16 protein-coding genes and 3 pseudogenes are annotated in these 20862 nt (G+C 47.7%); 7 read left to right on the top strand and 12 right to left on the bottom strand.

Translation table 11 applies throughout. From position 1 onward, the window contains the following. Positions 1-14: 14 nt before the first annotated feature. The 3 genes and pseudogenes from SYMBAF_RS05860 to SYMBAF_RS05850 form a co-directional block, all read left to right on the top strand. A pseudogene (locus SYMBAF_RS05860) lies at positions 15-283 on the top strand (recombinase family protein); the annotation flags it as partial. Between the two features lie 71 nt (positions 284-354). Beyond that, positions 355-5778, top strand: a complete 5424-nt coding sequence (locus tag SYMBAF_RS05855; RefSeq protein ID WP_040266020.1) for a hypothetical protein — start codon at positions 355-357, stop codon at positions 5776-5778. Positions 5779-6163: 385 nt separating this feature from the next. Next, a pseudogene (locus SYMBAF_RS05850) lies at positions 6164-6458 on the top strand (transposase); the annotation flags it as partial. 33 nt (positions 6459-6491) lie between these two features. Here the strand turns inward: SYMBAF_RS05850 and SYMBAF_RS05845 are convergent. The 4 genes from SYMBAF_RS05845 to SYMBAF_RS05830 form a co-directional block, all read right to left on the bottom strand. Then, entirely contained in the window at positions 6492-8702 is a 2211-nt protein-coding gene (locus SYMBAF_RS05845; protein ID WP_052447828.1) for an autotransporter outer membrane beta-barrel domain-containing protein, read from the bottom strand. Between the two features lie 768 nt (positions 8703-9470). Next, entirely contained in the window at positions 9471-9635 is a 165-nt protein-coding gene (locus tag SYMBAF_RS05840) for a hypothetical protein (RefSeq protein WP_160289812.1), read from the bottom strand. Between the two features lie 238 nt (positions 9636-9873). Beyond that, positions 9874-10155, bottom strand: coding sequence for a hypothetical protein (locus tag SYMBAF_RS05835; RefSeq protein WP_040266024.1), 282 nt, complete (start codon positions 10153-10155; stop codon positions 9874-9876). Positions 10156-10317: 162 nt separating this feature from the next. Next, on the bottom strand, positions 10318-10572 hold the full coding sequence (locus SYMBAF_RS05830; protein WP_152609152.1) for a hypothetical protein: 255 nt from the start codon (positions 10570-10572) through the stop codon (positions 10318-10320). 110 nt (positions 10573-10682) lie between these two features. Between SYMBAF_RS05830 and SYMBAF_RS17575 the strand changes: the two are divergent. Further along, a pseudogene (locus SYMBAF_RS17575) lies at positions 10683-11077 on the top strand (IS1 family transposase); the annotation flags it as partial. A gap of 205 nt (positions 11078-11282) precedes the next feature. Here SYMBAF_RS17575 and SYMBAF_RS05810 read toward each other — a convergent pair. Further along, on the bottom strand, positions 11283-11459 hold the full coding sequence (locus tag SYMBAF_RS05810) for a hypothetical protein (RefSeq protein WP_160289813.1): 177 nt from the start codon (positions 11457-11459) through the stop codon (positions 11283-11285). Positions 11460-11776: 317 nt separating this feature from the next. On the opposite strand from SYMBAF_RS05810, the gene tpx reads away from it, so the two are divergent. Further along, positions 11777-12280 carry a thiol peroxidase gene (gene tpx, locus SYMBAF_RS05805; RefSeq protein ID WP_040266026.1) on the top strand — a complete coding sequence of 168 codons (504 nt, stop codon included), beginning with the start codon at positions 11777-11779 and terminating at the stop codon, positions 12278-12280. Positions 12281-12325: 45 nt separating this feature from the next. On the opposite strand, the gene tyrR is transcribed toward tpx, so the two are convergent. The 7 genes from tyrR to pspA form a co-directional block, all read right to left on the bottom strand. Continuing rightward, complete coding sequence (tyrR, locus tag SYMBAF_RS05800) at positions 12326-13888, bottom strand: transcriptional regulator TyrR (RefSeq protein WP_040266028.1); 1563 nt, start codon at positions 13886-13888, stop codon at positions 12326-12328. A 383-nt stretch (positions 13889-14271) separates the two neighbouring features. Further along, positions 14272-15327: a YcjF family protein gene (locus SYMBAF_RS05795; RefSeq protein ID WP_040266030.1), complete on the bottom strand. Its 1056-nt coding sequence runs from the start codon at positions 15325-15327 to the stop codon at positions 14272-14274. Next, positions 15324-16721, bottom strand: coding sequence for a YcjX family GTP-binding protein (locus SYMBAF_RS05790; protein WP_040266032.1), 1398 nt, complete (start codon positions 16719-16721; stop codon positions 15324-15326). Before SYMBAF_RS05790 ends, SYMBAF_RS05795 begins: the two co-directional genes overlap by 4 nt. Beyond that, positions 16721-16969, bottom strand: a complete 249-nt coding sequence (locus tag SYMBAF_RS05785) for a phage shock protein PspD (protein ID WP_173424344.1) — start codon at positions 16967-16969, stop codon at positions 16721-16723. Before SYMBAF_RS05785 ends, SYMBAF_RS05790 begins: the two co-directional genes overlap by 1 nt. A gap of 36 nt (positions 16970-17005) precedes the next feature. Further along, positions 17006-17365: an envelope stress response membrane protein PspC gene (pspC, locus tag SYMBAF_RS05780; protein ID WP_040266292.1), complete on the bottom strand. Its 360-nt coding sequence runs from the start codon at positions 17363-17365 to the stop codon at positions 17006-17008. Then, on the bottom strand, positions 17365-17589 hold the full coding sequence (gene pspB, locus SYMBAF_RS05775) for an envelope stress response membrane protein PspB (RefSeq protein WP_040266034.1): 225 nt from the start codon (positions 17587-17589) through the stop codon (positions 17365-17367). Before pspB ends, pspC begins: the two co-directional genes overlap by 1 nt. A 58-nt stretch (positions 17590-17647) precedes the next feature. Beyond that, entirely contained in the window at positions 17648-18313 is a 666-nt protein-coding gene (gene pspA, locus SYMBAF_RS05770) for a phage shock protein PspA (RefSeq protein ID WP_040266037.1), read from the bottom strand. 175 nt (positions 18314-18488) lie between these two features. Between pspA and pspF the strand changes: the two genes are divergently transcribed. Continuing rightward, entirely contained in the window at positions 18489-19466 is a 978-nt protein-coding gene (pspF, locus tag SYMBAF_RS05765) for a phage shock protein operon transcriptional activator (RefSeq protein WP_040266039.1), read from the top strand. A 195-nt stretch (positions 19467-19661) separates the two neighbouring features. Further along, a complete protein-coding gene (gene manA, locus SYMBAF_RS05760; protein WP_040266041.1) occupies positions 19662-20840 on the top strand; it encodes a mannose-6-phosphate isomerase in 1179 nt (392 codons plus the stop codon). Positions 20841-20862 lie beyond the last annotated feature (22 nt).

Raw genomic sequence — 20862 nt, 5'->3', positions numbered from 1 at the left:
ATATCCAAACTGACCCCATCAATAACATGCTTATCGACCTGATGGCCGCGATGTCGCATAAAGACTGGCTGAGCCGCCGCCAGCGGCAAAAATAGGGAATTGAACGGGCGCATACGCTGGGAAATACCGGGGTAAACTGGCCGATCATGAACGGCATCAGAAAGTCCTGTACTACCGGCAGGTTAAGAAACTGAGTATCCGGGAAACGGCTGATGCCACGGGATACAGTCCTTCGCAGATTTGCCGCATCCAGGAACTTTACAGAGAAAAGATGTTTTCCTGATAGAAAAAGATAGAAAAACTATTCTGGTTTGATAAAAGAAGGTAATAATCGGCCATATTTAGGTAAAAATTATGTTACATGCTAATTCAATCGCTGGCTTCCCATCGGCCAGCAGAACGTTGGTATCCCAGGGTAGTTCAAATCAGGAAGACCAGGATATCTGGTTTGACGCCATCGACCACGTTGAAATGGAAGAGACCTGGTTTGACGCCATTGAAAACCATGAGGCCTCTCCAACTGATGCCGGAGAAGCGGCAGAATTCCGTGTCCCGTTGACGGAAGACTGCCGTCGTGGTGTTCAACAGCTGGTCCGTACCCTGGGGGGATACGGGGAGAGCAGAATACTTTCTGCCTGCCTTTCTAAAATACTTCCCGGCACCCCGACCAGTCTCGTAATCGCGGCAAACAGCCTTTATACCGCAGTTACTGATCGACGGAATATTGATGCCGCAACACTGCATGTTCTCGGACTGGCATCATGGTGCCTTCCTGAGAATATTAATGTTGTTTCCCGGCTGGCAGCCTTTATCCGGGATACCGTTACCGGCTGGACGGATGATACTTTCCTACAGCAGTTTCTGGGCGAAGATGAAAATCACACTTCCATCCACCTGTTTACAGCCCTGGCGGTTACGGCCATTGTGGCCGGGCGCTGGATGAAAGACGAAGGCTCACCGCAGCGTGGGCCGCTGAAGGTTCCGGCCTTTATGGCTTATATTTTTATCCGCGCCAGTCATTACTGGATTGCGCTGGGAAATATGGCGAGCAGTCTCCCGTCCAGCGCGGAAATGCTGGAAAATAACGAGCCATCCCGACGCGTTCCCGCTTTTGAGGTCGATACCCAGGTGGAAATGACCGGAGATGTATGCGATGCCGCAGTTCCTTGCTCTTCCTCAGCACCACGGCTCACCGCGTTTTCGTCAAATTCAACGGCCACCCCCGGGTCTTACATCCGGGCGATGGTGCAGAACAGGCCCGCATCAGCGCCGGGGAAAAACGCCCCTCTCTCTGTCCCTGAGCAGGCGCATTTGCTGGCGGTGGAACGACTCAGGGAAAAAAGCGGACTTTCAGCGCTGCCGTACTGTACCACCCTCAAAACTGAGACCCGCCAGCAAACAAACGAAAAGGTCGTTACTGCCACGCATTTCAATACGAAATGTGACGCCATTACTTATCCTGAGCCACTCAGGAAAGCTACTGAGAGCACTCCTGTACACACCGACATACCAGAAACACGGGTATCCTCCTCAGCAACAAGCAGGAGTGGCGGAGATGTTTTACTCCCCCTAGTGATGACGGCAGCAGCAGCACCCGTGGCCACGTCATATATGCAGGCCCTGAAAAGTAAACCTGTCATTGCAGCTGGAGCCGCTACGGCCCTGACCGGACTTATCGTGGGAAGAAAATTGCTGCGGGATAGCTTAAGGACGACTCAGACGAAGCTCACTGAGGCAGGTGGAGGTTATGACAAAATTACAGATTCTGAAACGATCCGCATCAGGGAAAAACAAAATGAGTTGATAGACAAATTATTAACCGAGTATTATAAAAATGATCTGCCAGATAAGAATTCCAGAATAAATAATATAGTTGAATATGTTACATCAGATAACCGTGATGAGAAAGTTGCAGAAGTTGCCAGGGCGTTGCTCACACCGGCAGGATTGTATGGTTCAGGAAATGAAGACGACTTCACATATAATAAAAATGCGATAGTAATTGCAGAATACCTAGCTGATTTAATATTAGGGACATCAGTAGATAAATGGATTATAGAAGATTCTATGCGCTTACTTAAGAATGGAAATAACGTCATTCACGGTAATTTAGTAAGAAATTACTTTAATAAAATTAACGATAACAGTATAAATATATCAAAAAAAGCAAGAATTTTCATTCAGGAAAATTTACTTAAAAGAAAATTCCCTATTTTTTTATCAAATATTCAAGGAGATGAGCTGAATACGCTTAATAAAATAAGTGCTTTTTCTCCCCGGTGGGGAATGATACATGCAGGGGCTATGTTTCTGAGTGAGATTGATGCTACTCTTGATGACCATAGCCTGGAAGCAATTCAGGATGTTGGTGTTGTTTTATTCAATCTCATGCAGGAGGGGGGATTACCTTTAGAGTTCTTTTCATATTTCAGGCTGCCTGCATTAATTTATTATTTTCATAGCATGAATAATATTTCGTTTGATGACATGGGGGATGGCAGTGATGTTTTTATAAATTACACCAACATGGTAAAAGAATGGTACGAAAGTAACGACCCCTTTTTCCTTTTATCAAAGTCTGTTAAGGACTGGAAAACAAGAACACAACTAGCACAGAATTTATTAAACTCGAAAAATATAACGAAATACAGTGTGACTGATTATTTAAACAGTCATGGTGAAGTAGATATTGAGGGATCTGATGGAAATGTATATACATTTCCCGACATAGATATTAAGTTTGAACAGCAAAATAAAAAAATCGGAAAGCTATTCTCTGTGGTGCAAAAAATAAACATCATCGGGGTTTATAATAAATTATCTGAGGATGAACAAGATTTTATAGTTAATTCCGAAGCGCGCAGGATTAAGTTTGAGTTTAATGGCCAGTCTATGGTTAGAGGAAAATTACCTTTTGGTAAGTCTGGTATTGCCTATAACAAAGTATTTCGTTATTTTCTACCTGATGATAGAGATTTCATACAATACATAAATGGTGAAGAGGAAAGAATTTACTCACTGGAAGTATTGCAAGGAACCGGGCATTATGCCATGATACGTGTCGATCGCGATAGGGATTTATTATTGTCTTATTTAGATGACGTTCTCCCGGGAGGGAGTGAAAATTACGAACTTAGATTATTAAATAAACAGATTTTGAAAGAAAAAGACGAACCGGTGGAAATGTTAATAAACAACATTGTAAACCTTCACAAAAAAAAATTAACATCATATCTTTATAATAAAGGTTATGATAAAACGTCAAAAGAAAAAATAAGTGATTTTCTTCTTAGCTTAGTTCCCTTTTATACTTGTGTTACAGAAAGTATTAACGGTAATTTTGAGACATCCGTTCCTTCATGTATTATTGATGTTGCCAGTCTGACACCTTTCCTTTATTCAGCAGCGAAGGTAGGAATGAGATTTAATATCTCACTGGGTAATGCTTCTATTCAGGCAATGAAATATGGGCTTCTTAAGTCTACTTTGAAAGCTTCTGCAAATGAAGCAGGAAAAGTTATGGCTAAAGAATTTCCATCTATAGCTCACGCTATTTCTCCTGATGTTATTCGAGCCCTAAGTATAAACTTAGCCCGCTGTATTGATCCTGGATTTGGACTTATTTTTTTTGCAGGAAAAAAAGGGTTGCTGAAAATCAAAAATCGCTTTAAAACTTTAGAAAATAAAAAAATACTTCTGGAAGGCTTAGTCTCCTCTCTTGATAAAAAAATTTCTTCTATTACCACAAAGGCAGTATCAAATACGCCGGAAACTTTTTGGTGTCCCGTTTATAACGAAAAAATTGTAGTTTATCGTGTAGAAATGGTAGGCAACAGGGAAGTGTGGGCACAATTCAATAAGGAAACTCAAGTTTTTTTCGGTGAAAAATTTGTAAGAGAGCCAGGGAAAGAAATAAGACCGCTATCACATCTGGCAAGGGAAAATGTTTCGATAAAAACTGAATTTAACTCTCTTGAGGAAATAAATGAAGAACTATTGTTCAGAAGGACGAGCGAAGGTTATATGTTATCATGCGAACTGGCAGACAGAATAATCAATGATGCAGAATCCGTTTTAGCACCAGTCCCTTCCCTTTCAAATGCAGAACAAGAACAGAATCTGGTTATCAACCTTGAAGGCAGGGCTTTTCATGCCATTCCTGTGGATGAACAAATTTATAAGCTTAGCAACAGATTAAAAGGTGAGGAAAATATACTTATCTATAAATATGATGAGCTAATATTTGAGTTGAAGCCGGGTACGGATACTATTACAGGAAAATGTAGAGCAAAAAGGTCTCCGTCAGATACCCCAGGACCTTCCGTAACGGATGTATGTGATGCTACTGTTACTGATTATGTAAGAGGGCGTTTAAATCCTCTGTATAAAATTTATGTCGATGAAAGAAATATTTTAGTTAACGCTGATTTCCCCAACACATTCATAAATAAAGAAAACAACAAACTATATTTTAAATATAATGGTAATTATTATAAATGTAAGCTTATACCTAAAAGTGTATCCAGATTACAACAAGACATGCTTACCATTTACCATACGGATAAAACATCTTGTTTTCTCAAGAACAAAACGTTAGTTAAAGTCGTTGCGCTTGATGTCGACGGTTCTGCTGTCATAACATCTGACGTTGAATTAATAAGCGGCAGAACGGGTATTGCAATCCGTAGAACAAAGGGCATGACAGCTTTTTCCGTACGCTGGCAAAAATTGAAAGAAATCATGCATATTATAGCTAAGAGTAATGATTTACTGGAAGTTCCCTACCGTAATGTAAATTCTCGTGTTTTGAATTATGAATATATATCGAGTGAAATAACAAAAAAATTTTTCAATGGAAACCCACAGTGGACAACAACAGACATATCTCATGCTCTCGGTAGCGGCCTTTTTCACGTCAGAAGTTCCGCCGTTGTGTTAAGAAATCACCGTGACTTTGCTATTGATAATTTACGGATAGCAATCGATTACCTTTCTGCCAAAGATAAATCAACACAGCTTAATTTATATTTGTCTTCAATTCTTAATACTGATAACAAAGAAATTATTGAAAAATTTGCAGATCAGCTTTCTTCCAGATATAGAGAAATAAAAAAAAACCTGCAGAATGCTCAACTGGTTCTTTGCTATTCAGCTAAGGAATTAATCTCAAATGTAAAGCCAGAGGTAGATTTTGTCCGTGATAATAATCTGTTACCACAAGAACAGGATACCCCATGGGAAAATGTGTACTGGCGTCCTAACCTGAATCAAGCAGAGATTGCTAGAGGTTCTTTTGCTTTTACGTTTCCTTCAGGGGATGTTTATAACAGAATCTGGATTAACCTGGATAGATTGTATTTTTCTGACCCAACACACCCGATAAATTTTCTGCGAAAACCCCCTGTAATAAAACAATTTTTGGTTTTGATTCATGAGGCTTCACATCAGAAAAACCTTGCAAAAGATATTATATATGTTCCAATTGAGAATGAGGTTTACATACCAATCCTTGATGCGTTAGATGTTTTTTCCTCATATATAAAATCAATCAATAAGGACAGGAAGTTTGTATTAAAACAGTTGGCGGTTTCTTATTTCTCCAAAAGAAAAGAATACAAAAAAATGCCACTTAAATACTTATTGTTCCCGTCCACGCTTCAATATATATTTGAACATGACCCTAATTTTAGAGCCTTAATCCTTAAGGGTATCCCAGATTTTTTAGCTCTGATGGTTAAAGATATAAATAACATATACAACTTAAAATTGGCTGATTAAAATCCAGAATCAGGCATAATAATCGCATATTTTGCAAATAGTCGTTGATGGTAAGCAGGATGCTCCCTTTACTGAAAGAGCCGCAGTGACTCCAATAAAAGGGCGATTAGGGGGACTGGGGCCAATGATGTAAAAACCAGGTTAAGGAGATAATTAATTGTTTAAATTGAAATTTATGGAGTGTTAGAAATTCGGCACTGCGGCAAAGATCGCCGCGCTGATAGACTTTGTACCGTAAGTGTCTGTTCAAATGCTCCCGCTGGTTCGGTATACCGTACTATTTCCCTCAATAGAAATCACGCTCTGTAAATTTCGAATGAAAGGGACATCCTCATTCAGGAATCACCTTCTGACAGGTGTTCGAGGATAGTTAAAATGGCAGGATAAGATAAGCAAAAGCTGGCGTACGCACTGGGAAAATCTCAATACGTTCTTCGGCTATCCACCCGATATACGCAAGGCAATCTACACGACCAACGCTATCGAGTCGCTGAACAGCGTGATCCGTGCAGCCATCAAGAAGCGCAAAGTTGTTCCCGACAGACGACTCGGTGCGAAAAGTGATTTATCTGGCGATCAAGGATGCATCAAAAAAATGGAGTATGCCGATCAAGAACTGGCGGCTGGCAATGAGTCGTTTTATTATCGAGTTCGGTGACCGCCTGAGCGATCACCTTTAATACGGTGGCAGTTACACAGAATTACTGACAGGGTCAAAACTGATACCTCAAGCCCAAGGTACCTTCAGTATCATTGTAGCCTTTACCACTCAGTTGTTGGGTCACACTTGCCCATACACTCAAGTTGCGGTTTAGTTTTCCTTCTACACCCGCTTTCATCTCAAGCGTATTGTGTCCGCCATCCACACCAACCTGCTCATCGTTCATCCGCACCCCGTCATTTTTACTGTTATAAACCCAGTTTGCTTCAATGAAAGGCCGGAAATTCGCCTTATCGTTGTCTTTTAGGCTTCTGTTATCCAGATACGCCCGCAGGCCCAGCCTCGTTAGCACGTTGTCTGAGCCGGTACCCTGGACATCTGTACCGTTCTGCTCGGTGTGGTCATTCGCTTTGACGCCCGCCCAGATAACCTGCGCATGCGGCTGCAACCAGATGCTGTTTTCTCTTTCCTTTTGGGTCAAAAAGGTAGCCAGATGCTGGCTGTAGCCGATCTCAAGTGAGGCGCTCAGACCGCGACTTTTGTAAGTCTCCGGTGATAAATCCTCCCCTTTCACCTCATTGTTGAACCAGCCATGCTGTAGCCAACTGTCTATGAACAAACCGGATTTGTCAGACCAGTTCTGATACCAGGTCCCGTAAAGCCCAGTACTGTAACCACTCACACTGTTCTTTGCGCCATGATCGGTAAGGTGGTTGTGCGTGCTACCATGTTGGACGGCATAGCCACCCATGACGCCCAGCACGGCCTTACCGCCCTTCCCTGACTCCCACGTCAAAACGTCGCCACCGATCTGCATGACATAGCGTTTGGCTGTTGTCGTATTCTGTCCATCAGACAGTTCGGTCTTATTTCGTCCACCTTCGTTACGTATCCACATTGAGGTTGTGTGGATCCCCGCAGATCTGTCGTGCAGTGAGACATTAAAGAGTGAGCGGGATGCCTTCAAGTTATCCGTATAGGCACCTGTTTCCGGACGTACCATTAGCGCTGGTTCCGCATCCTCCGGTAAATCTGGCGTTAACGGCACGACAACAGTGGGTTCGTTCGGAACAGTGGGATTGGGCTGTGGGATGGCGCTAGTCAGATACCAGCCCTTGTCGTCAGCCGGGTCGGCCAGGCTGCCTTTATGCAAACTATAGTCATAGGCGCCGGCCACTACGCGGTTGCCCAGGATGAAAATACCATCGGATTTGCCCCCTACGGATACCACTTGAATACCTCTCAGCGTCTGTGCCCCTGAACCATTCTCATTGAAAATGTTTAGGATACTGCTGCCCGTAGTGTCACCGGTGATGACCAGTTTGTCGGTCAGGGAGTCATCATCGGCCAGCACGCTGCCTAACGAGATGACGCTACCTTCAGTCCCAGTATAGTTTCCATTGATGGTGAGAGTATTACCGGCACTATAGCTGGTAGGGTTAAGTACAATTTTCCCGCTATTCACCATATCCCCGGAAAGAGTTGCACTCAGGTATTGCTGGTCACCCATTATCAGGGTGCCACTATTGGTTAGATTACCGCTCAGGATACTGTCGCTGTTCATCACCAGGGTGCCCGCGTTACTGAAAGCATCGTCCTGCGTAGCCAGCGCATGCCAATCGGCCTCTTGCGATACGATGAGTTTGCTGCCTGATGCCACAGCAATATTCTCTGCGTATACCGAACCATCCGCTGTGTATGACGCTGATTCAGTGTTATCACCCACGGCCACCTTACTGCCATGACCAACACTGACATCCTTATCACCATTCCAGGAAATAACCCCACCAACTTTTGCACTGTCACCCGCGAAAATCAGCTTGGCACTACCAAGCGCAACATTACCGGTAATGGTGCCATAGTTGATGATACCGCCAGTCATTGTTCCTGTATTGGTCAGGCTATCCAACCGTCCTTGGTTTACCACCGCGTATTGACCACCGGATAGCGTGCCATTATTCGTCAAACTCCTAATATATCCGTCGCTCAGATTGATGATAGCGGCCGTTTTACCTTCTATCATACCGGTAGCAGCGTTTGAGATTATATTGAGTGTTCCAGAGTTCCAAATCTCAGCGACAGCCCCCTCGGCGCTGCCTTCATTTTGCAGGGTGCCACTTATCGTGCCTTCGTTATACAACATAGCGGCATCGCCGGAAAAATGGCCCATCTGGTTATAAAAGTCGGTTAAGCCACCAGTATTGCTAATGTGGTAGAACACCGCGCCATGTGACACCAGATTCTGTGGCGGACCTGCTTGCATCCCACAGGCAGGACAAGAAGTGGTTGTATAACTTTTGTAGCTCGACTCGCGACGAGCGAGTATATTGAAACCTGAAGTACCATTTAGGCTCACAGCGGGTAGGCTCACAGCGGGTTCACCTGTATTGCTAGTTGTTATAAACGGCAAGCCGTACCCACTTCTTACAGTCATAAGGAACTTTATATCCTCCTTATTTATAGTGAGTTTCGGAGTAATGTATGCCACCCCTCCTGCTGTGTAGTAATAAGCACTTGCAGGTAATTCTGGTGGGGGATAATAATTCACGCAGCACCTCTAAATTAAACATAATTTTTTAGGTAAAAGCACCTATGACTGACTCTGTCATGATAATGCATCATAGGTGATGGAACGTAGATGTAACTAACAGTCATACTCGAAGAAATTGATAAAACTGTTCGAGGTAGAAAGACTAAAGCCTAAATTTTATACATGCTGGACAAGATAAGTACTATCAATCAATGCCAGAGAGCAGGGTTTGCATCCGTATGAAATTTTTGAATCCCAGCATTGGGTATATGCCGTTTGAATTGCATGTCATTATCGTCAAAATATTGAAAGCATAAAAAACTGAACATGTTCCTTCATACCCTCTCAAAATCTGGTGAGAATATATAACCCGTCATACTTCAAATTGCCTAAGCGTTAGCTTTACCCGCTCACCCCAGCCACCTACGGGGTAAGCGCCTGGGGTGCCGCCTTGCTGCAACGCGAATTATTTAGGATATAAAGGACCCTGTTAAAAAATCATTAAGATTTAACACATATCCAAGTGCCGTCAACCTCCTGCGCAACTTCATCACCGGCGCAAAAGATAGGTACAGCTTCTTCTTCAGCATATGCAGCAGCAGAAATTGCGCTACCAACAAGCAATGTGACTGCAATTAATTTATTGAATTTATTGAATTTATTCATAATTAACCCGCTTAGTTTATGTTGATGCTATAATGAACACGTGAATATAATTATTCAGCATATCTATTATAGCATAATAATTTAATACGCAAATATATTTTTGCCATTGCCAGATTTTGATGTGTTCAATCCTACATCAAAAGCACGGGAACATATGGACGAAAACAGTTGCAGGCTTTGACCAACAAACTGGCTAAAAATCTTAAAACTCCTGAAGATCTTAAACCAGCTCGATCGCTTACTTTAAGCCTGCACCCCATATATCTCCATCATTATCGTCTTGTTCAGGTAAAAGGCCCACACTGCGCGGCAGTTCAGTATCTGCATAAATCTCGTCACTACACTCATCATCAGAATAGAGTTCATTGAGTACATCAATTATGTGATTGATATTATCACCCTTAAGCTCAAACATGCTTGAATCAATATATGTGACTCTTACCTCTGGCTTCATTTCCCCAAACCACTGTACATATTGAGTAATAGTTAACCCTTTAACCTTAATTGAGTTGTCCACCATGTAGTGAATAATTTCCTTTGGTAATACAGTTCTCCTATTCGTTCTCTTAAGTTGATCCAAATTTTGAAGATGTTGACGATGCTGCTATAAGTCTATTGTCTTAATTTTTTTTCGGTGACTTTTTATTTTAAGACGGTTAATGGTCTTCCGCATCAGGCCAATTCATTGCCTCTTTGAGTTTTTTCTAATGCACCAGCAATTTTTATTTTCGATTACATCCTCGCCCCATATTCTAACCGTTTTTACGTCATCATTATCTCTTAACTTTCTGAACCTGGCGTATTTATTAAGGTTTAATTTATTTACAAAATTATTATGAAGCCTTGAAATAACTTTCCTACTAATTTCGGTGCCACACTCAACAGTTGCTCCAACAGCAATTGCCCCAGATATTATGCTCTCGCTTGTAACGCTCATTTTTTCTCAGGATCTTCCTCTAATATTGCTTCACCTACTGACAACCCAACCTTTACAGGTGATGCCGCCAATTAGTTTATCTGGTGTATAATGCGGACTTTTAAGTATCCCTGTGGCCAGCGTTACTGCTCCCTCACTGCCAGTCTGATGATGTCTGCCGCTATGGGCGCACCCCGTCAGGGCATCAGAGATTTCTCTGCAAATCATGTCGCCGCGCTTTTCAGCTTTCTTTTATCTATGAAGCCTCTAAGCCCGGCACGCAGGGCAACATCGTAATGGTGCCAGTGTCCGTGATACCGCCAAAACGCTGAAAATCGGTATCAACACGGTCATTCGCATTTTAAAAACTCTCGCCGTGTCGGGTAATCCCCTCTCCGGTCGCTTATGCTGATATAGCACTCATCTGCGCACTGGATGAACAATGGAGCTTTGTCCGCAGCAAGGCCCGACAACACAGGATATGGTATGGCGATAACACAAAATTGGCGGCGTTCTGGCTAATACCTGTTCAACTCATTGGAGGCATCACCGGTATGGTTATTTTCCAGGGCAATCCGCATCCGGCGATTTCAGCGCCGTCAGTCGCGCCTCTTTTCAAGTGACGGTGATGATGTTATTTGTGCTGCATCTTTAACCATCGTGTCCAGGATTTTCATCTCCGTCTTTGTGAAAACCAACTTTTGAAATAATTAACCCTTCCATCGCTGGCTTTACCAGTCCAGTTTTTCCGTCGCCTCCGCCAGAACCGTTACCGGCAAAACAGTCAGTATTCCATGCATCAGGGATTTAAAGCAGCTGGCGTGTCGGCGATCACTAAAAGTAGATAAATCAATTTCCTCATCAATCCATGCAAGTAGGGAAGCCGAAATCGGTACTGAATTAATCATATACCCCTGTCCCTGGATAATAACGCCGCCTGATTAGGTTAATGATAACATTAATATAAATGTGGCTAGTTGCAAGGTTACAACCACGCTTACCATTAACCTACACATGGTGTGCAGGCCCTGCGCGTGGCAGCAAGAGGAAAGAGCGCAGAACTCAGTTGGCGGGTGGCCGACAAGGCGAAATCATAAACTTTGCGTATCCAATCCAACCTGGTTGACATAAACTGACGCCAGGGGATGAACCTAATGTTATACACGGCCAACCGGCCATTTGGGTTCATGGCCTTGGTATACACACCTGTAAAAGGAAGCTAACGATGACTCAAACCGTACATTTTCAAGGCAATCCGCTCAGCGTGGCAGGCAAACTGCCGCAGCCGGGCGAACAAGCCAAAGCCTTCTCGCTGGTTGCCAAAGACCTGTCAGACGTAGCGCTGAGCAGCTTTGTAGGTAAACGCAAAGTCCTTAACATTTTCCCTAGCGTTGACACCGGCGTTTGCGCGAGTTCAGTACGTAAATTTAACCAGTTGGCCAGCGACATGGACAATACCGTGGTGTTGTGCATTTCTTCTGATCTGCCATTCGCCCAATCCCGTTTTTGCGGCGCAGAGGGCCTGAACAACGTGATGACGCTGTCCACCCTGCGGGGCGCAGCGTTCAAACAGAGCTATGGTGTTGACATCACTGATGGGCCGTTGGCGGGCCTGGCCGCCCGTGCCGTGGTGGTGCTAGATAGCCAAGATAACGTTTTGTACAGCGAGCTTGTGGATGAAATCACCAGCGAACCGAATTACGATGCAGCGTTGGCGGCGTTGAAATAAAAACAACCCGCCCCCGGTAAACCCAAAGGCATTGCCAGGCTCTTTTTACTCTTTGCCTACTTTGCGGCTGCTTAACCCGTACTCACGCAACTTATTGGCGATGGCAGTATGGGATACGCCCAACCGCCTCGCCAGCTTGCGGGTGCTGGGATAAGTGCGGTACAACCGTGTCAGCACCGAGCGTTCAAAACGCTTGCTGATATTGTCCAATGATCCCTCCAACACGTCATCCCCCAGTGGCAGATCTCCGTTGAACTCTGGCAGCACAATATCCTGCGGACGCAGCTCGTAACCCTCGGCCTGAGTCAGAGCACGATAGATGGCGTTTTTCAATTGCCTCACGTTGCCCGGCCAGGCGTACTGACGGAGGAAACTACCCAAATCGTTGGCCAACCTAGGCCGCGCCACGCCTTGCTCATCGGCGAAACGTGCTACAAACAATTCGGTCAACGGCATGATGTCTTGCGGACGCGCGCGCAGCGGCGGAATGGTAATGTTGAGTACGTTGAGGCGATAATAGAGATCTTCACGGAACTCGTTGCGCTGCACCAGTTCAGTCAGGTTCTTCTGAGTCGCACAGATTACCCGTACATCGACATGTACTTCATGCTCCTCACCCACGCGGCGGAAAGTGCCGTCATTGAGAAAGCGCAGTAACTTGGTTTGCATGCGCGGCGACATCTCACCGATTTCGTCCAGTAGCACCGACCCCCCGTTGGCTTGCTCGAAAAAGCCCTTCTTACCTTCCAATGCGTTAGGATAAGCGCCCGGCGCATGGCCGAACAGTTCACTTTCCATCACATCATCCGGCAATGCAGCGCAGTTCAACGCCAGAAATGGCTGTTTACCGCGCGGGCTGCGTAGGTGGCAGGCGTGCGCCAGAATATCTTTGCCGGTGCCAGTGTCGCCGACGATCAGTAGCGGCGCATCGAACATCGCCAGCTTGCGCGCCTGTTCCAGCACATGACACATCGGTGCGCTGACGGCAACGATATGATCGAATTCGGTATCGTCATTGACCGAAAGATCCTGCAACTGACGCCCCATCCGCGCGGTTGATCTCAGCATTACTACCGCCCCCACGGCGTTGTTGTGCTGATCCTCGTCTTCCAGATAAATCGGCGTGATATCCATCAGGAAGTCCTGGCTGCGGATCACCACCCGCGCGGAATGTGGCGCGGTGTGTTCGCTCTCTAGCCAGCAGTTGAAGTTGTAGCCGCCGATCAGCGCGCTGGCCGTCTGGTGGCGGATTTTGTCCTCGCTTAAGCTAAACAGCACCTGAGCTGCCGGGTTGGCCAGTTCGACCTTGCCTTTCATGTCGATCGACAACACCGGTTCCGGCATTGATTCCAGTAACGCACGCAACGCACGATGTTCACGTTCGGACGGCATGAAATTGACGGTGCGCACATCAGTCACGCCGTCAATATGGCGGATCTCCGCCATCAACACGCGGAAAGTGTCAAATTCAAGCTGGGAGAAGTTGAGGTAAATACGGCCAATGGGAGCGATTTCGATGCCACGTAAATCAATGCAGCGCGATACCAAAAGATCGAGTAATTCTCGAGTGAGACCGAGCCGGTCTTCACAAAATACTTCCAAACGCATCAGTATTGGCCTTATCTCTACAACGGCGGAAATGACTGGTGATAATGATACTCCCTCACCCCAAGCAGTAGAAGCAATCTGTCAGCAAAAGTTGATATACCCGACATACTCCAAGTTGCCTGTGCGTTAGCCTTCCTCGCTACCCCCCGTCACTGAATGGGGGTAGTGCCTGGGGTGCCGCCTTATCGCTACTTGAATTATTAAGAACCTATCCCATTAAGTTCTTAGGGTATAGAACGTTGATTTATTGGCGTCGTCGCTGATTTTAAACGCCAGTAAATACCCTTCTGGCGTCATGTTAACGCGTGATCATAACCAGCCTACATTTACTGGCGATAGCCGGGAGGATCGACTTTCGTCAAGTAGCGGTAGTTGCCAGCGAATTATTTTGCTTTGCCATCGCGCTTTTTCAGCCTGTCTTTCAACTGACCAATCAGTTGGCTGCGGAAGTCTCCAAGCTTTGGCTTTTCTCCTTCTAGCCAGGGCAGCGGTCGGCACAGCTCCATCGCATTGATACCCAGCCGTGCGGTCAATAAGCCTGCACCAATGCCCTGCGCTGCACGTGCTGACAGCCTTGCAGCCAGATCTTGCGACATCCAGTCCATTCCCACCTCACGTACCAGTTCGGATGCCCCCGCAAAGGCAATGTTCAGCAGCACCAATCGAAATAGCCGAATGCGGCTAAAATAGCCCAGTTCAATACCATATAACGCGGCGATGCGATTAATCAGGCGAATGTTGCGCCAAGCGATAAACGCCATGTCAACCAGCGCTAACGGGCTGATGGCGATCATCAACGTTGACTCGGCAGCCGAATGGCTGATTTCCCGACGCGCCTGGTTATCCAGCACTGGCTGCACCAGCTTGGCGTACAGTTCCACCACCTCGCGATCGTTCTGGGTTTCATGTAATGAAGCCTGCCAGCGCTGCAGCGCTGGATGCCCCTGCTCCAACCCAGCCTGACGTGCCAGCGTCTCACAGAATGCACGGCCTTTGCCCAGGCCGTGGCTGTGCAGCAGTTCGCGCGCCAGGTCGCGCTCTTGCGCCCGTTGACGCAAACGATACAGGCGGTACCATTCGGTGATCAGCGAGCCAATGCCAGCAAAGAGGATCAGGCCACCGGCCACACTGCTGCCGATGGCAATCCAATCCTGCTGCCCCCAAGCGGTATGCAGCCATTGCACGCTCTGCGCCACTAGGCTGGCAGCGAACAGTACCAACCCGACGGTGACCATGGTGCGCCATAGGCTACGTCTCGGCCTCAGTACTGCCATAATGATGCCTTCGGCATGTTCTTCTTCCTGTTGCAGCTCAGGTGCCGTCGGATAAAAGCGCTCGGCCTGGTCAGGATCAAAGGTGATGCCAGCGCGCAACTCCAGGGCCTGGGATGGCGATAGCGGTTGTTCAAAATCGATACGGGGTTTGATCGACTCATTCATCGCAATGTCTCTCCCAGTAAAAACTCCATCGCCGCATCCAGGCGGATGTGCGGCAAAGGGCTGTCCACGTTCATGGTACGCGGACGGAATGGGTCAAAATGGAACCCTTGATGTTGCCAGAACGCTGGCCCTGGCAGACGCGCAGGCACTTCGCCAGGAAACACCGTCAGTGGTGCGCCATCATCCAGCCGATTGCCCTTCAGCGCCGGTATAGACTGCCCCTGGTGTTCAACAATGCCGCTTTCAGTGGCCTGCACCGCTGCCAGAGCGACACAATCCATGCTGATGCCCTCAAATGCGGCGTTTTGCCAGGCTTCCTGTACTAACTGCTGCAACAGCGAGACCAGATTGGCGTGCTGATCGGCAGTGATATGATCCCCCTTAGTCGCGGCAAACATCAGTTTGTCGATGGTGGGCGAAAACAGCCGACGCAACAACGTGCGTTTGCCATAATGGAAACTCTGCATCAATTGGCTAAGCGCCAAGCGCATCTCGTTGAATGCTTGTGGCCCACTGTTAAGCGCTTGTAGGCAATCGACCAGCACGATCTGCCGATCGATGCGGGCAAAATGTTGCTGATAGAAGTTTTTGACAATCGATTGACAATAGTAATTAAAACGTGCGCGCAGCATGCCGATGTAGGTGTGCTTGTCAGCCTGTGCCAACCTTGGTTCGCCGAGGGTGTCAACATTCGGCCACGGAAAGAATTGCAGTGCGGGCGTGCCTGCCAGATCACCCGGCAGCACGAAGCGCCCCGGCTGAATAAAGTGCAGCCCTTCATGTTTGCAGCGCAGCAGGTAGTCGGTGTAACTCTGGGCGATCGCCGCCAGCCTGTTCTCATCGGCGGGTGCCAGTGGGTCACAGCTTTTGCACAGATCCAACCACGGTTTGGCCCACTGAGCGCGATTACCTTGCAGTAGCCCCACCATCTGGCGCGACCAGACCAGGTAATCCTGTTCGAGCATCGGCAAATCCAGCAGCCATTCACCGGGATAATCGATAATTTCCAGATATAACGTGGAGGTCTCTTTGAAATGACGTAGCAGCGAACTGTTGGAACGGTAACGCAACGTCAGGCAGATCTCGCTGACGCCGCGTGTCGGGGTCGGCCAGCTTGGCGGTGTACCGTATAACTGCGCCAACCCTTGATCATAGGTAAAGCGCTGGATGCCCAGGTTACGCTGCGCAATGCGTTTGACACCCAGCAGACGCCCCTCGCGCACTGGCGAAAATAACGGCAGGCGCGCCCCACTCTGTACGTGCAGTAATTGGTTGACAAAAGCAGTGATAAAAGCCGTTTTACCGCTACGGCTCAGGCCCGTTACTGCCAGACACAAATGGCGATCCATTCCACGGTTGACCAGTGAAGTTAACTCATTTTGCAATCGTTTCATTAGTTGCCCTTTGCATCACGCCCCAACACCTTGCTTAGCCCCTTGTGGAACAACAGTTCCAGCACCAACGCCAATACAACGCGGATCGGTTTGCGGCCCACAGCCTTCAACAGCCAGTGAGCCGCACCCGCCGGACCGTAATTCAGTAACGCTATGAGCATAACTTTAGACAAGGTCTTCAACATAGCTCCCGATCCCGGTTTAAATCCACCCGCTTTGTCGATATTCACGGTAGAGTTTTTATTCATTGGCGATACCCTCCGGTATGTTGCGTAGCAACAGGTTTAAAGCTTGCCGAAGCGGCTTTGCACGCTGAAGGTATCGGAGGTCACGTAGCGTTCAACCTGTCGCAGTTGCTGTTCGCCGCTGCCTAGCTGATACGCCAGTTGATCGAGCAACTGACGTGGCGATTTTTGCTGTTCTTCGTCAAAATGACTGGCTGGGGCTTCATCCAATACCCATACCAACGTGATATAGGCCGCCAGAGTGAATAAAAATAGGCCGAAAAAAAGCGACAATACAGCCATGACGCGGATCAACCGCACCGGCACATCAAAATAGTGCGCCAGACCGGCACACACGCCTTTCACTCTGCCTTCTTCTGGCACACGATACAGTTTTTTACTACCCAGAATGTTGCTCATCATGATCCTCTCCAGTTCGGGTGTTCGGCATCAAGGATCTTTTCCAGCACCTGAATACGTTCACGCATGCGTTTGGCATCTTCAGTCAACTGCGATAAACGCTGCATCTCCTGATGGCTCAGTTGAATGCCAGATTGCCGATGGCTGTAATGCAACCAAAGCCAAATCGGCAAGACAAACAACACAAAGAGTGTCAACGGAATGGCAAGTAATAATGCACTCATTTCTATTCCTTTTTAGGGTCTTTGGATGGCGGCCGCTTGCGCCATGGCCGCTGCCGCCTTACTCGGAGCGGTTCATTTTGGCTTTCAGCGCTGCCAGTTGCTCGCTGATAGCGTCATCGGCTTTCAGTTCGGCAAACGCGTGATCCAAAGCGTTCTTTTTACCGATGCTGATGCTTTCCGCTTCCGCTTCCATGTGGTCGATCCGGCGTTCGAACTGCTCGAAACGCGCCAGGGTTTCATCCAGCTTGCCACTGTCGAGTTGGCGGCGCACTTCGCGAGAAGAGGAAGCCGCCTGGTGGCGCAGCGTCAATGTGTGTTGGCGCGCCCGGGTTTCGGTCAGCTTGTTTTCCAACTCGCCGATTTCGCTCTTCATACGTGCCAGCGTTTCCTCCACGATGGATAGCTCATACGTCAGCGTGGCGATCAGATCAGCGCCCCTTTGCTTTTCAATCAGTGCTGCGCGAGCCAAATCTTCTTTATCTTTGCGCAGCGCCAACTCGGCTTTGTGCTGCCAGTCGTTCAGTTGGTTTTCACCCTGTTCGATACGACGTAGTAGCTGCTTCTTCTGCGCCAGCGCACGGGCCGAGGCGGAGCGTACTTCAACCAGTGTGTCTTCCATTTCCTGAATCATCAAGCGTACCAATTTCTGCGGATCCTCTGCTTTGTCCAGCAGGGTGTTGATATTGGCGTTCACGATGTCGGCAAAACGAGAAAAAATACCCATAATTCACATCCTCTTGGTTTTTAATGGCGTCTGAAACGCCGTGTAAAGTTCTATCAGAGACCATCAAAATCCATGCCAACATTTAATTTATTGAATTATAAATACTATTTATTTTTGACTCTCAATAAGGCTAGTGTAAAGTAGTTTTTATCACTAAATATTGGCGAATTTCATCATGATCGGGCAGTTAGACAACCTACTGGGCGAGGCAAACGTCTTTATCGAAGTATTGGAGCAAGTCTCTCAACTGGCGAAACTGAACAAACCGGTGCTGGTGATCGGCGAACGTGGCACCGGCAAAGAGCTGATCGCCCACCGCCTGCACTATCTGTCAAACCGTTGGCAGGGTCCCTTTATCTCGATCAACTGCGCCGCGCTGAACGACAATCTGCTGGACTCTGAGCTGTTCGGCCACGAAGCTGGTGCCTTTACCGGTGCGCAGAAACGTCATCTGGGGCGCTTTGAACGCGCCGATGGCGGCACGCTGTTTCTTGATGAGCTAGCTACCGCGCCGATGTTGGTGCAGGAAAAGCTGCTGCGGGTGATCGAATATGGTCAGTTGGAACGCGTCGGCGGTAGCCAGCCACTACAGGTGGATGTCCGCTTGGTGTGCGCCACCAATGCCGATCTGCCCGCATTGGCGGCTGCGGGCAAATTCCGCGCTGACCTGCTGGATCGGTTGGCATTTGACGTGGTGCAGTTACCGCCGCTGCGTCAGCGTCAGCAAGACATCATGCTACTGGCCGAACACTTCGCCATCCACATGTGCCGCGAGCTGTCGTTGCCGCTGTTCCCCGGTTTCACCAAAGGTGCCAGAGATACCCTGCTGGGTTATCACTGGCCAGGCAACGTGCGTGAGTTGAAAAACGTGGTGGAACGTTCGATATACCGTCACGGCACCAGTAGCAGCAAGTTGGATGAGATCGTCATCAATCCGTTTGCCTATCGCGAACTGCCACAAGTAGGCTACTGCGATGCGCAGCCCTCTCTGCCGCTGGATTTAAAGGCTTGGCAAGAGGGGCAGGAGAAATCGCTGATCGAAGCGGCGCTGCACCAAGCAAAATTTAACCAGCGTAAGGCGGCGCAACTGCTGGGGCTAACCTATCACCAGTTGCGCGGCATGCTGAAAAAGCATGCGCTATTGCGACTTTGAGGAATTTGTTGCACTGATGGTTACCACGCTATACTTTGCCGAGGTTAACGGCACAGGCTTACCCCTTAATGATTTGATCGCGCCAGCCGCTGCAAAGTGACGGTTTGATTAGGCGTGTGTAAAAAATTTTAATGATAAAAATCATAAAATTAACAATCGTTGATGCGACGATGAACGCAAAGGATGCTTTTCAAGATGCAAAAGATGACTAACTCGGTGCAGAACTATGCCTGGGGCAGCTATGACGCGCTAACTCAACTCTTCGGTATCACCAATACCAACCAAAAACCCATGGCCGAGCTATGGATGGGGGCTCACCCTAAAAGCCCTTCCTATGTGGCGGACGGTAATGGTGGGCTGCGCTCACTGCGCGAACTGATCGATGAAGATCCGTCAAAGCAGTTGGGAGCCGACATCGCCAACCGCTTTGGCGAGTTGCCGTTCCTGTTCAAGGTGCTGTGCGCCGATCAGCCACTGTCGATTCAAGTGCACCCCAGCAAAACCGCCGCCGAAGCCGGCTACGCCAAAGAAAATGCCGCCGGTATTCCGTTGGATGCCGCAGAACGCAGCTTTAAAGATCCGAACCACAAGCCAGAACTGGTGTTCGCACTGACGCCGTTCCTGGCAATGAACGGCTTTCGCACTCTGGACGATATCGTTTCTTTGCTGCAACCGATCGCCGACGCACACCAGGATATCCCTACTTTCTTGGATCAGCCGGATATCGCACATTTGTCCAGCCTATTCGCTAGCCTATTGGCGATCAGTGGTACACAGAAATCGCGGGCGCTTGACGTGTTAAAAGTCGCACTAAATAACCAACAGGGTGAACCCTGGGATACCCTGCGCTTTATCGCTGGTTTTTACCCGCAAGACAGTGGTTTATTCTCCCCCCTACTGCTGAACCTCGTGCAGCTTGAACCAGGTGAGGCGATGTTCCTACATGCCGAAACGCCGCACGCTTACCTGAAAGGCGTAGCACTGGAAGTGATGGCCAACTCGGATAACGTGCTGCGTGCTGGCCTGACGCCAAAGTTCATCGATATTCCTCAGTTGCTGGCCAACCTGCAATTCCGTCCACAGCCTGCGTCTGCTTTACTGGTTCAGCCTGAACAGCGGGGTAACGAACTGTTTTTCCCCATCCCGGTAGAGGATTTCGCCTTCTCGTTGCATGAACTGACTGCTACGCCACAGGCATTGGTGCAAAACAGCGCAGCCATCGTATTTTGCGTTAACGGTGAGGCAGTGCTGGAAAAGCAAGGACAACAATGGGTATTAAAGCCGGGTAGATCCTGCTTTATCGGCGCGTTTGAATCGCCAGTCAACGCTAGCGGTAACGGGCGTATCGCCCGCGTTTACAACCTGCTACCGTGATTTCTTGGCATAATTGTAGGGT

Origin of the sequence: Serratia symbiotica, assembly GCF_000821185.2 — a bacterium.
Lineage (GTDB): Bacteria > Pseudomonadota > Gammaproteobacteria > Enterobacterales > Enterobacteriaceae > Serratia > Serratia symbiotica.
The sequence above is the reverse complement of the archived record's forward strand: the minus strand, read 5'-3'. Positions and strand labels throughout refer to the sequence as shown.